This is a genomic window from Serratia rubidaea, assembly GCF_016026735.1.
GTDB classification, from domain to species: Bacteria; Pseudomonadota; Gammaproteobacteria; order Enterobacterales; family Enterobacteriaceae; genus Serratia_B; species Serratia_B rubidaea.
This window is the reverse complement of sequence record NZ_CP065640.1, coordinates 596818-609768: the sequence shown is the minus strand read 5'-3', so window position 1 is coordinate 609768 and position 12951 is coordinate 596818. Positions and strand designations below refer to the sequence as shown.

At 60.0% G+C, this 12951-nt stretch carries 11 protein-coding genes; 3 read left to right on the top strand and 8 right to left on the bottom strand.

The genetic code is table 11. The features are described 5' to 3' along the window. Positions 1 to 360: 360 nt before the first annotated feature. Positions 361 to 2007, top strand: a complete 1647-nt coding sequence (gene fumA / locus I6G83_RS02775; protein ID WP_015673783.1) for a class I fumarate hydratase FumA — start codon at positions 361 to 363, stop codon at positions 2005 to 2007. Between the two features lie 92 nt (positions 2008 to 2099). Here fumA and I6G83_RS02770 read toward each other — a convergent pair whose 3' ends face one another. The 7 genes from I6G83_RS02770 to I6G83_RS02740 form a co-directional block, all read right to left on the bottom strand. Beyond that, positions 2100 to 3497, bottom strand: coding sequence for a sugar porter family MFS transporter (locus I6G83_RS02770; RefSeq protein ID WP_054305199.1), 1398 nt, complete (start codon positions 3495 to 3497; stop codon positions 2100 to 2102). A 49-nt stretch (positions 3498 to 3546) separates the two neighbouring features. Beyond that, positions 3547 to 3735 (bottom strand): hypothetical protein, encoded by a 189-nt coding sequence (locus tag I6G83_RS02765; RefSeq protein WP_054305200.1) that lies wholly within the window; start codon positions 3733 to 3735, stop codon positions 3547 to 3549. Positions 3736 to 3766: 31 nt separating this feature from the next. Continuing rightward, the gene (locus I6G83_RS02760; RefSeq protein ID WP_054305201.1) at positions 3767 to 4762 is read right to left on the bottom strand and encodes an XdhC family protein; all 996 of its coding nucleotides are present in this window, start codon (positions 4760 to 4762) and stop codon (positions 3767 to 3769) included. Positions 4763 to 4765: 3 nt separating this feature from the next. After that, entirely contained in the window at positions 4766 to 5335 is a 570-nt protein-coding gene (locus I6G83_RS02755) for a nucleotidyltransferase family protein (RefSeq protein WP_054305209.1), read from the bottom strand. Positions 5336 to 5463: 128 nt separating this feature from the next. Continuing rightward, a complete protein-coding gene (locus I6G83_RS02750; protein ID WP_054305202.1) occupies positions 5464 to 6414 on the bottom strand; it encodes a glycoside hydrolase family 43 protein in 951 nt (316 codons plus the stop codon). An 11-nt stretch (positions 6415 to 6425) separates the two neighbouring features. After that, positions 6426 to 7826, bottom strand: a complete 1401-nt coding sequence (locus tag I6G83_RS02745) for a glycoside-pentoside-hexuronide (GPH):cation symporter (RefSeq protein WP_054305203.1) — start codon at positions 7824 to 7826, stop codon at positions 6426 to 6428. A 213-nt stretch (positions 7827 to 8039) separates the two neighbouring features. Beyond that, entirely contained in the window at positions 8040 to 9260 is a 1221-nt protein-coding gene (locus I6G83_RS02740; RefSeq protein ID WP_054305204.1) for an MFS transporter, read from the bottom strand. 170 nt (positions 9261 to 9430) lie between these two features. On the opposite strand from I6G83_RS02740, the gene I6G83_RS02735 reads away from it, so the two are divergent. Then, positions 9431 to 10048: a TetR/AcrR family transcriptional regulator gene (locus tag I6G83_RS02735; protein WP_054305205.1), complete on the top strand. Its 618-nt coding sequence runs from the start codon at positions 9431 to 9433 to the stop codon at positions 10046 to 10048. A 55-nt stretch (positions 10049 to 10103) separates the two neighbouring features. Here I6G83_RS02735 and I6G83_RS02730 read toward each other — a convergent pair whose 3' ends face one another. Further along, on the bottom strand, positions 10104 to 11480 hold the full coding sequence (locus I6G83_RS02730) for an amino acid permease (protein ID WP_054305206.1): 1377 nt from the start codon (positions 11478 to 11480) through the stop codon (positions 10104 to 10106). A gap of 667 nt (positions 11481 to 12147) precedes the next feature. Here I6G83_RS02730 and pdhR point away from each other — a divergent pair. Beyond that, a complete protein-coding gene (gene pdhR, locus I6G83_RS02725) occupies positions 12148 to 12912 on the top strand; it encodes a pyruvate dehydrogenase complex transcriptional repressor PdhR (protein ID WP_015673774.1) in 765 nt (254 codons plus the stop codon). The last annotated feature ends 39 nt before the right edge of the window (positions 12913 to 12951 follow it).

Here is a 12951-nt window from a genome sequence, read left to right as displayed (position 1 = left end):
CGACGCGGCGCGCGGGGCTGGCAATACGCCTCAGGCTGAAAAAAACGTATCGGTTTATGTAGGCGTACGTGCTTTTTTCATCACAATGCTAAGCCGATCGAGCGCTGCGGATTGTAATGAAGGTGTTAACTGCGGGATAATAAAACGTGCCAGATAAGTCTGTACCCGCAGTTCTCACAGGACGTGGTCGAAAAAGCTCAAACGGCGTAGCGCCCGCGATTCAGGGGCGTTTTGCGATTTAGCGCAATAACCGGCTACCTAAAAATAAGTAAGGTGTGGTGAGTTTTTTTGACGCAGCGACCCGAGTCATGCGCTGAAAGTGTGAATTTAACGCAGCTAATTGTTGCAAGTGAGAGATAAATGTCGAATAAACCGTTCCATTATCAAGATCCGTTTCCACTGAAAAAAGACGATACCGAATACTATCTGTTAAGCCGCGACCACGTTTCCGTCGCCGAATTTGAAGGGCAGGAAGTCCTGAAAGTTGCGCCGGAAGCCCTGACCCTCCTCGCCCAGCACGCCTTCCACGACGCATCCTTTATGCTGCGCCCGGCGCACCAGCAGCAGGTTGCCGATATCCTTGCCGACCCGGAAGCCAGTGAAAACGATAAGTACGTTGCGCTGCAATTTCTGCGTAACTCAGAAATCGCCGCCAAGGGTATTTTGCCAACCTGCCAGGATACCGGCACCGCGATCATCGTCGGTAAAAAAGGCCAGCGCGTCTGGACCGGCGGCGGCGATGAGGCCGCGCTGTCGCGCGGCGTGTACAACACCTATATCGAAGACAACCTGCGCTACTCGCAGAACGCCGCGCTGGATATGTACAAAGAGGTGAATACCGGCAGCAACCTGCCGGCGCAGATCGACCTTTACAGCGTCGACGGCGACGAATACAAATTCCTGTGTATCGCCAAGGGCGGCGGTTCCGCCAACAAAACCTATCTGTATCAGGAAACCAAGGCGCTGCTGTCGCCGGGCAAACTGAAAGATTACCTGGTGGACAAGATGCGCACCCTGGGCACTGCGGCCTGCCCGCCGTACCACGTGGCCTTCGTGATTGGCGGCACCTCCGCCGAGGCAACGCTGAAAACGGTCAAGCTGGCCTCCACCAAGTATTACGACGGACTGCCGACCGAAGGCAACGAGCACGGCCAGGCGTTCCGCGACGTGGCGCTGGAAGAGGAGCTGCTGAAAGAGGCGCAGAACCTGGGGCTGGGCGCGCAGTTCGGCGGTAAATACTTCGCCCACGATATCCGCGTGATCCGCCTGCCGCGTCACGGCGCGTCGTGCCCGGTCGGCATGGGGGTTTCCTGCTCCGCAGACCGCAATATCAAGGCTAAAATCAACCGCGACGGCATCTGGCTGGAGAAACTGGAGCACAACCCGGGCCGCTATATCCCGCAGGAACTGCGTCAGGCCGGGGAAGGGGAAGCGGTGAAGGTGGATCTGAACCGTCCGATGGCCGAGATCCTCAAGCAGCTGTCGCAATATCCGGTTTCCACCCGTCTGTCGCTGAGCGGCACCATTATCGTTGGCCGCGATATCGCGCACGCCAAGCTGAAAGAGCGCCTAGAGCGCGGCGAAGGGCTGCCGCAGTATGTGAAAGACCACCCGATTTATTACGCCGGCCCGGCTAAAACGCCGGACGGCTATGCATCCGGTTCGCTGGGGCCGACCACCGCCGGACGGATGGACTCCTACGTGGATCTGCTGCAGTCTCACGGCGGCAGCATGATTATGCTGGCGAAGGGCAACCGCAGCCAGCAGGTGACTGACGCCTGTAACAAGCACGGCGGCTTCTACCTCGGCAGCATCGGCGGCCCGGCGGCGGTGCTGGCGCAGCAGAGCATCAAGAGTCTGGAATGCGTGGAATATCCGGAGCTGGGGATGGAAGCGATCTGGAAAATTGAAGTGGAAGACTTCCCGGCGTTTATCCTGGTGGATGACAAAGGCAATGACTTCTTCCAGAAGATTCAGAGCTCGCAGTGCACCCGCTGTGTGAAATAACGCGGCGGAAATAAAACGGGGACGGGCTGTGCGCCCGTCCCCGGATAAGTTTTCCCTACCAGGGCGCGGCGAAGGTCGCGCCCTGGTCTGTTTTAGCGTGAGCCGATATCGCGCAGCGCTTTGCCGGACATCAGATTACGCTCGATATGCTCCAGCGAAATGTTTTTGGTTTCCGGAATCAGCACGATGGTCAGCACGATAAACAGCAGGTTCAGCGCGGCGTAGACCCAGAAGGTGGGCGCGCTGCCCAGGCTGTTCAGCATGGTCAGGAAGGTGGCGCCGACGATCATGTTGGCGATCCAGTTCACCGCCGTGGAGCAGGTGATGCCGAAATCGCGGCCTTTCAGCGGCTGAATCTCCGAGCACAGCACCCAGATCAGCGGGCCGGCGCTCATGGCGAAACCGACGATAAACATCAGCAGCATCAGGACGGCGAAGTACTGTGCGGCGGTGCTGGCGATGCCGATATTCATCATGGTGCCGAGTACGCCCATGCCGATCGCCATCACCAGGAAGCCCAGCTTCAGCGTCGGCTTGCGGCCCCAGCGGTCAACCAGACCGATGGCGATAAAGGTCGCCAGCACGTTGACCAGGCCGACGATCACGGTGCCCCACATTTGCTGCGAGGTGCTGGCAAAGCCGGCCAGATCGAAGATTTTCGGCGCGTAGTACATGATGACGTTCATGCCGGTAAACTGCTGCATCACCTGCAGCAGAATGCCGAGGTATACCGCGCGGCGGAAATTCTTGTTGTCTTTGAACAGCGCCCAGCCGCTCTGTTTGATCTTCAGGCTTTCGCGGATCTCATCCAGTTCGGCCTTGGCCTGCGCCGTAGTATCACGCAGCATCTCCAGCACCTGGCGCGCTTCTTCATGCCGGCCGCGTGACGCCAGCCAGCGCGGGCTGCGCGGCAGGAAGATCACGCCGATCAGCAGCAGCAGCGCCGGGATGGTGATGATGCCGAGCATCCAGCGCCAGGCGCCGCTATAGCTGAACGCGGTATCCGACAGGTAAGCCGCCAGAATACCGATGGTGATCATCAGCTGGTACATGGAAATCATACTGCCGCGAATGCGCTCCGGGGCGATTTCCGACAGGTACAGCGGCGCGGTGAAGGAGGCGATGCCGACGGCCAGCCCCAGCAGCACGCGGGAAACTACCAGCACTTCGACGTTGGGGGCGAAGGCGGAACACAGTGAACCGATGACAAACAGCACGGCGCCGATCATCAGGCTGTATTTACGTCCCAGCCGGTAAGAGAGCCAGCCGCTGCCGACCGCGCCGACCGCGGCGCCGAACATCATGGAGCTGACCACCCATTCCTGCTGGTGGGCGGTGATTTGGAACTCATCGGCAAGAAACGGCAGCGCCCCGGCAATCACGCCGATATCGAGGCCGAATAGCAGACCCGCCAGTGCGGCGAGGAAGCAGACAAAGAAAGTCATCTGGGCATTTGACCGGCTTTTGCCTGTGGTTGTTACGGTACTCATAACGTCTCCAAAAGGGGAATATAAAACGCCGAATGGCTTTGAGGGTATGTTATTGATCACGGTGATTATTGAAAGTGCGCCGGATCACATTGATGTAATCGGTTACATTTTCAGCCGTTTTTAAGACGATTCTAATCATCGAGAAGGCATTTTGGAAAGCCATCATGGCCAAATAAGCGGCAGTGTCCTGATTGTAATCGTTTTCAGTCTGGCGGGCACGGGCGTGCGCCAGCGTCAAACGGGGGGCCGCCCCGTTGTTTCAGGCAGGATTATGCCACATCAGTGGCGGCGCCCGCCGCTGCGGGACGGATATTTTTTTGCTGCACGATATCGGCCATGACCGCCAGGGCGATTTCCGCCGGGGTTTTACTGCCGAGCGCCAGGCCGATCGGCGCATGGATGCGGCTTAGCTGCTGCGGATTAAATTCGGCAATGTCCTGCAGCCGCTGGCGCCGGCGGGCGCTGTTCTGCTGCGAGCCCATAGCGCCGATATAAAACGCCGGGGTATGGATTGCCTCCATCAGCGTCAGATCGTCCACGCGCGGATCGTGGGTCAGGGCGACCACCGCGGTGTTGCCATGGCAGCCGCCTTCCTCAATAAATTTGGCCGGGAACTGCCGCACCAGCGTCACCGCCGGCGTTAACTGCGCGGCGAAGTTTTCCAGCGCGTCGGGGCGGTTTTCACACACCAGCACTTCAAAGCCCAGCGCGGCGGCGAATTCTGCGCAGTACAGCGCCACGCTGGACAGGCCGGCGATCAGCAGGCGCGGCGCGGCGGCGATATGCAGGACGATCTCCTCGCCGCGGCGTTCAACCCGGGTGGCGCTGGCAAAGGTGGTTTCTTGCAATGCGCTACAGGCGTACGGCAGCGTCAGGCGTTTGACCAGCGCGTGGTGGCCGTCCAGCGCCGCGGCCATCTGCGCCAGATAGCGAATGCTCTGTTCACCGGCCGGCAGGTACTCGATCAGCACGTCCAGCACGCCGCCGCAGGGCAGCGCCACGTTCGGCGTCAGGCCGCCTTCGCCGTAGCGCACCACCTGGCTGGCCGCCTGATAGTCGCCGGCGGCGATGCGCTGCAGAAAATCCTCCTCCACGCAGCCGCCGGACAGCGATCCGCAGTAGCGTCCGTCGGCGCCGGCCGCCATCAACGCGCCGGGAGCGCGCGGCGAAGAGCCATAGGTGGCCAGCACGGTGCACAGCCAGACCGGCTGTTGCTGCAGCCAGGACATGGCCTGACCGACGACGGTGATATCGAGATGTTGCATGGGTTATTCGTTGTCCGCTAGCTGAGAAGGGAGATCAATATCCATGACGATGGCCGGGTTATCAACCGAAATCAGGTGCACCTCGCGGCCAAACAGCACGGAACGTCCACCGTCGTCGCCGTGCAGAGCGCACAGCGCGTTGCGCAACGCGGCGGAAAAGCCGACGGGATGCCCCGGACGGCCGTTAACGCAGGGGCGGACGATCGCATGCTGCTGCAGCGCCGCCGCGGTCTGCCGGAATATATCCGGCGGCACGAAGGGCATATCCGCCAGATGGATCAGCCAGCCGTCCCACTGCGGACGGGCCGCCACGCCGGCGGCGATGGAGTCGCCCAGGCCGTGGCTGTCCAGCAGCACCGTCTCAACCTGCTGTTCGGCGCAGTGCCGGCGTACGCGCTGATTGTCCGGCCGGGTCACCACCACCAGCGGCAGGCCGCTGTCTTGCGCCTGTTGCAGCGTGCGGGCGAACAGGGTGCGTTCGCCCAAGGGCGCATTCAGTTTATTTCCGCTGCCGCCCGCCCGGATAAAGCGTTCACTGCGGCCGGCGGCGGCAATCACAATACCTGTTGTCATACCGATCACCTGCGTTTGCGTAACCACAACCGATTACCAAAACAGTAAAGATGTTAGGGGATCATTATGAGCAATTTTAACGCCTCATGGCGACGTTTTCTCAACGGCGCGGTGATTGCGGGGCCACATTACCAATTATCCGCCGGCGGTTCGCCAAACAGCGGCATGCCCTGTTCATCCCACTCCAGGGTTTTGATGCGCGTATGGCGGTTAGGGTCGTACAGCGGATCGCCGTCGATCTCGGTGTAGTTGCGGGCGTGGTACACCAGCACGTCGCTGCCGTCTTCATCCCGGGTGAAGCTGTTGTGGCCGGGGCCGAACTGGCGGTTGTCGTAGCTGGTGCGGAATACCGGCTGCGGCGATTTATGCCACTGCGCCGGGTCGGTCAGCTCGGCGTCGATGTCCGCCCACAGCAGCCCGAGGCAGTAATTCTCGTCGGTGGCGCTGGCGGAGTAGCTGATGAAGATCCGTCGCCCGTGGCGGATCACCGCCGGCCCCTCATTGACCCAAAACCCCCGCGTTTCCCATGGCAGTTCCGGTTTGCTGAGCATCACCGGTTCCCCCTGCAGCGTCCATGGGTTGGTCATCTCCGCCAGATAGAGGTTGGAATTGCCGCGAATGGCCGGATCCTTCTGCGCCCATAAATAGTAGTGCCTGCCGCGATGATGAAAGTAGGTGGCGTCGAGGGAAAAACTGTCGAGATGGCTGTAAATGCGACCTTTTTCCTGCCAGACGCCGGTGAGCGGATCGGCATCGCTGCACGCCAGCGCGAACATGCGGTGCTGGAACAGGCCGTCTTTGATCGCCGGGCTGTGGGCGGCGGCGAAATAGATGTACCAGACGCCGTCGATCATATGCAGCTCCGGCGCCCAGATCAGGGCGCTCATCGGCCCGCTGGCCGGCTTGCGCCAGATAACGTGCGGCGTGGCCTGCGCCAGGGCGCTCAGGCTGGCGGCGCGGCGCAGCTCCAGCCGGTCGTATTCCGGCACTGAGGCGATAAAGTAGTAGTTGCCGTCGCTATGAAGCAGGATAAAGGGATCGGCGCGTTGCGTAATCAGCGGATTGGGATAGGTTTTCATCGTGCTCTCTCTTAGCTGTGCCGGGTTTCAAGCTGGCGCTCACGGTAGTCGGCCAGCTCCTGGTAGTTGGCGCGGCGTTTGGCCAGGTCGCTCTGGATTTGTTGCATCAGGGTGCGATCCACCTTCAGCAGCCGCACCACGCCGGCGGTGATCAGGTAGCCGATGCCGGGGATAACGGTAAACAGCAGGACGATGCAGTCGAGCGCGCCGGCGCTCTGGCTGGCGGCGTCGGCCTGGTAGCCGGACAGAGACATCAGGAAGCCGACCATCGCGCCGGCCACCGCCAGTCCTACTTTCAGGAAGAACAGATTACCGGAGAAGCTGATGCCGGTGATGCGTTTGCCGGTTTTCCACTCGCCGTAATCATCGACGTCGGCCATCAGCGACCAGTGCAGCGGCGACGGGATTTGGTGCAGGATGTTCAGCAGGAAATAGGCCGCCACGATGCCCCAGGTCAGCTGTGGGTTAAGGAAATAGAAGGCGCAGGAGAACAGCGCCAGCGCAATGTTGGTCCAGAAGAACACCTGCAGTTTGCAGAAGCGGTCGGTGAGCGGCTTGGCCAGCGCGCTGCCGATCATCATGCCGACCACGCCGAGCGCGATAAACAGGCTGGCGAAGGACGATGACTGCTGCATGACATAGGTGACGTAGTACATGGTGGCCGCCATGCGGATAAAGCCGGGGCAGACGTTGCAGAAGGTCAGCAGCAGGATGCGTACCCACTGGTCGTTTTTCCAGACGTCTTTCAGATCGGCTTTTAACGCGTCGTTGGTCGGCACCGCCGGGCGGATGCGCTCCTTCACCGTGGCGAAGCAGAACAGAAACATAAACAGCGCGATCAGCGCCAGCACGCCCATCGCCATCTGGTAGCCGCGCGCCTTGTCAGCGCCGCCGAACCATTCGGCCAGCGGCAGCAGCGTCAGCGACAGCAGCAGGGTGGCGATGCCGACCATGATAAAACGGTATGACTGGCAGGAGACCCGTTCGTGCGGATCGGCGGTGATTACGCCGCCCAGCGAGCAGTAGGGAATGTTGATGGCGGTATAGGTCAGCGACATCAGAAAATAGGTGGCGAAGGCGTAGATTACCTTACTGTTATAGCTCCAATCGGGGGTGGTGAACATCAGCACGCTGAACAGCACGTAGGGCAGGGAGATCCACAGCAGCCAGGGGCGGAAGCGCCCCCAGCGGCTCTGGGTACGGTCGGCGATCGCCCCCATAATCGGGTCGGTGACCGCGTCCAGTACCCGCACCGACAGCAGCAGAATGCCCACCAGCGCCGGCGTCAGGCCGAAGATATCGGTGTAAAAATAGTTGAGGAACAGCATGATGGCGCCGCCAATCATATTGCATCCGGCGTCCCCCATGCCGTAACCGATCTTTTCTTTTATCGAAAGGGCATTGCTCTTCATGGACATTTTCTCCGCGCTGACAGGATCGGACTCAATGATGATGATTATTGTCTTGCCCGGCGGGGGGCGGTCAGGAGCTGATGGTTATAGAGATGGACAAACCCGCCATGGCGGGAGAAGTGTGAGCTTGCTAGCAAACTTGGCCGGGGAAGGGGAGCGGCAACGGCAAACAGCACGGTCGCAAGCCGTGCTGTCGTCAGGATAAGGCCGCTTTCAATGGCTCACGATATGGGAGCTGCCGAGGCGGTGTCCCGGTTTGAAGGCGTATTCGCGGGACGACCAGGCGATGGCGAACGAGATGGCCAGCAGGATCAGCAGCGCCCAGGGAAAAGAGCGGGCTCCCCAGGACTCCAGCAGCATGCCGCCGATGACGCCGCCGCAGGCGATCGCCGAGTTCCAGGCCACCACGTTCATGGAGAGCGCCACGTCGGCGCCGTCTCCCGCCGCATCGGCAAGCGCGGTTTGCAACAGGGTTGCCGCGCCGCCGAAGGTAATGCCCCAGATGATTACGCCCAGATAAATGACGGCGGGGTCTTGCGCACCGACGCCGAAGACCAGCGCGATCAGCGCGAAGGCTGCGAGGCTGGCCAGTACCGAGGTGCGCAGGTGGCGCTCCAGCAGCCTGCCGATGAGCCAGATGCCGGCGAGCGCCGCCGCGCCGAAGGCGAACAGCACCAGATCGGTTCGGTCTGCCATGCCGGCCGGCGCGATAAACGGAGCGATGTAGGTATAGAGGATGTTATGCGCCAGCATCCAGGTGATCACCACCGCCAGAACCGGGCGTACCCCGGGCGTGAGAAAGACCCGGCGCAGCGGCATGCGCTCATGGGCCGGCTGACCGGCGTAGTCGGGGACTTTGGCGTATACCCAGACGATCAGCAGCAGCGTCAGGGCCGACATGATCCAAAATGCGCTGCGCCAGCCGATAAGCGATCCCATAAAGGTGCCCAAAGGCACACCCAGAGAGAGGGCGATCGGGGTGCCCACCATGGCAATGGCCAGGGCGCGTCCCTGCTGAAAAGGCGCGACCATCCGCCGGGCATAGCCGGCCAGCAGGCTCCAGGCCAGTCCGGCGGCAACGCCGGCAAAGAAGCGGGCGATCAGCGTGACGAGGTAATGGGTCGAGAGCGCCGTCGCAGAGTTGAAGAGCAGAAAGCCGACAATGGTCAGCAGCAGGACATTACGCCGCCGCCAGCCGCGGGTGGCAATCGTCAGCGGGATCGCCGCCAGCAGTGAGCCCAGCGCGTATGCCGTCACCATTTGTCCGGCCAGCGACGGGTTAACGCCGAGGCCCTGACTGATTTGCGGCAGCAGGCCGGCGGGCAACGTTTCGGTCACGATACAGATAAAGCCCGTCATGGCCAAAGCCAGCAGGGCGGCGACGGGCAGGCGATCGGCGTTAGCCGGTATCGCCTGAGTGGATGAGTTATTCACGCAAAAGATCCTTTCGACGATGAGAAGTTTCCGGTCGCGCTGGGGCAGCCGGCGTCTGAAATATATCGATATCTATACCGATCGGTATAAATGTAATCATCATCGTCGTCACATTGTCAATGAATTATATATCGATTAGTATATATATCGTGAAAGATAAGGAGTCAGCGATGGCGCAGATGGGACGTCCCCGCAGCTTCGATCGCCAACAGGCCATCGAGCAAGCGATGTACCTGTTCTGGGAACAGGGCTATGAATCAACCTCGCTCAGTCAGCTGAAGGCGAGCATCGGCGGCGGCATTTCCGCGCCGAGTTTCTATGCGGCTTTCGGGTCGAAAGAGGCATTATTCAAAGAGGCCGTGCAGTGTTATCTGGAGAGCTATGCGCGCGTTACGGCGTGCCTTTGGGATGACGCGCTGGCGCCGAGAGAGGCCGTTGAACGGGCGTTGCGCCAATCGACGACCATGCAGTGCGAACCGGGACATCCGAAGGGGTGCATGGTTGCTTTCGGCGCCATGAGCGCGCCGACGCCCGCGCATGCCGACGTGGCCAAACCGTTGGCGGAATCGCGTGCGCGGACGTACGCCGGATTTATCCGCTGCGTCGAACGCGCCATTGCCAGCGGCGAGCTTGCCGCAAGCGCCGATGCCCGGACGCTGGCTACCGTCTTTAACAGTTTTTTGCTCGGCGTCTCAATATCGGCCCGGGACGGCGTTGAGGTCTCAACCTTCCTGGGGGCGATTGCCGAAGTGATGAAAGTCTGGGATGCGCTGCGTAAGCAGACGTAGCGGGCGGGACAAGGTATAAAAGGAAGCAGGCCCGCATCGGCGGGCCTGCGGAAAATCAGCGTACGGTGCTGCCGAGCGCCCGCTGGCTGCGCTGCTTGATGGCGTAGCCTACCGCCAGCACCGCCACCCAGAGCGGGATCAGCAGCACGGAGATGCGAATGCCCGGCGTCAGATACATAATCACCAGAATACCGGCCATAAACATCAGGCACAGGTAGTTGCTCAGCGGATACCAGAACGCCTTGAACTTCGGCTCCACGCCTTCACGGCGTTTTGCCGCGCGGAACTTCAGGTGGGCCAGGCTGATCATCGCCCAGTTGATCACCAGCGCGGACACCACCAGCGCCATCAGCAGTTCAAATGCGCGCCCCGGCAGCAGATAGTTAATCAGCACGCAGAACGCGGTCGCCAGCGCCGAGACGCCGATAGCGACGACGGGCACGCCGCGGCCATCCACCTTCAGCAGGCTTTTCGGCCCGTTGCCCTGCTGAGCCAGGCCGTACAGCATGCGGCTGTTGCAGTAGACGCAGCTGTTATACACCGACAGCGCCGCCGTCAGCACCACGATATTCAGCACCGTTGCCACCAGGTTGCTGTTCAGCGCGTGGAAAATCAGAACGAACGGACTGCCGCCTTCCACTACTTTGCCCCACGGGTAGAGGGAGAGCAGAATCGTCAGCGAACCGATATAGAAGATCAGGATGCGGTAGATTACCTGGTTGGTGGCCTTGGGAATGCTTTTGGCCGGGTTATCCGCCTCGGCGGCGGTGATGCCGACCAGCTCCAGGCCGCCGAAGGAGAACATGATCACCGCCATCGCCATCACCAGCCCGCTGATGTCGTTAGGGAAGAAGCCGCCCTGCGCCCACAGATTAGTGACCGTGGCCTCCGGGCCGCCCATGCCGCTCAGCAGCAGGTAGGCGCCGAAGACGATCATGCCGATAATCGCCACCACCTTGATAATGGCGAACCAGAACTCCAACTCGCCGTACACCTTGACGTTGGCCAGGTTGATGGCGTTGATCGCCAGGAAGAATACCGCGGCGGAGACCCAGGTGGGGATTTCCGGCCACCAGTACTGCACATAGATGCCGACCGCCGTCAGTTCGGCCATCGCCACCAGCACGTACAGCACCCAGTAGTTCCAGCCGGAGGCGAAGCCGGCAAAGTTGCCCCAGTATTTGTAGGCGAAGTGGCTGAACGAGCCGGCCACCGGCTCTTCCACCACCATTTCACCCAGCTGGCGCATAATCAGAAAGGCGATAAAGCCGCCGATCGCGTAGCCCAGGATAACTGACGGGCCGGCCATTTTTATTGTTTGCGCGATGCCGAGAAATAACCCGGTGCCGATTGCGCCGCCTAAGGCGATAAGCTGAATATGGCGGTTTTTCAGCCCGCGTTTCAGTTGGTCGCCCTGTTGTTGACCATCCATCAGTGTTTACCCTCTGTCGTTGCAAATGCTCACACGTTGTAAATGCGTGATTACGATGTCTGTATGTTTTTGTTTACGGCGTTATCGCTATTAATTAAACGGCGCCGCTACCGTTTCATGAAGAATAATGTTATGCGGGAAAGTTTGCATCTCCTTTGTTTTGCTGGTGATTAAGATTTCAGCAGTTTAGGCAACAAAATGCGGATTGTGTGATGAGAACGGCCGTTGTGTGCATGAAATAAGCAATAAATCACATAATTCGCAAAAAGATTGTTCTTACCTTCAACCGATGTCTCATCTTGCTGCTTCTCTGCGGCGGCTAACTCTTTATGGTCATAGCTATTCACCAAAGCGTCATAAACATGCAATAAATCTCCGGCATTGGCGGTTCACTCTGGAAGGATAACGGCGTGCCTCAACGAGGCAATGTGATCTGCGTCACATAAGAAGCCAGGGCGCGCGGGTAAAGCTTTGTAAATGGTATTACCACTGTAGGGGTAGCCGGCAGCGGCGGCGGGGTATTTCAGGTAGTAAAACGTGCGGGCCGTACGGTTTTCGCCAGGGGGCCATATGGACAGGAGGTGAATACTTTGTTACTTTTACCACCACCTTTGTGAAATTGGTATTACCAATTGACTCCGCGCTATTCGCAGAGAAGAAATCACCCATGGCCTATAGCAAAATCCGCCAGCCCAAGCTGTCAGACGTTATCGAGCAGCAGCTCGAATACCTGATACTCGAGGGTACGCTGCGCCCAGGAGAGAAATTGCCTCCGGAGCGTGAATTGGCGAAACAGTTTGACGTTTCCCGCCCTTCTCTGAGAGAGGCAATCCAGCGCCTGGAAGCAAAGGGGCTGCTGTTGCGCCGTCAGGGCGGGGGAACCTTTGTGCAAACCAACCTCTGGCAGAGCTTCAGCGATCCGCTGGCTGAACTGCTGGCCGATCACCCTGAATCGCAGTTCGACCTGCTCGAAACCCGTCATGCGCTCGAAGGCATCGCCGCCTATTATGCGGCGCTGCGCGGCACCGACGAGGATCTGGCGCGCATCCGCGACTGCCATATCGTGATTCAGCAGGCGCAGGACAGCGGCGATCTGGACGCCGAAGCCGACGCGGTCATGCAGTATCAGATTGCCGTTACCGAGGCGGCGCACAACGTTGTGTTGCTGCATTTGCTACGCTGCATGGGGCCGATGCTGGAACAGAACGTCCGACAGAACTTTGAATTGCTCTACTCGCGCCGTGAGATGTTGGCAAAAGTGAGCAGCCACCGCGCCGGGATTTTTGAGGCGATAGTGGCGCGCGAGCCGGAAAAGGCCCGCGAAGCCTCTCACCGCCACTTGGCGTTTATTGAGGAAATCTTGCTGGATCTCAGCCGGGAACATACCCGTCGTGAGCGATCGTTACGGCGGCTCCAGCAACGCAAGGAGTAAGAGCGGTTCCCGTCTTGGGGTAACACCAGCCCAATATCA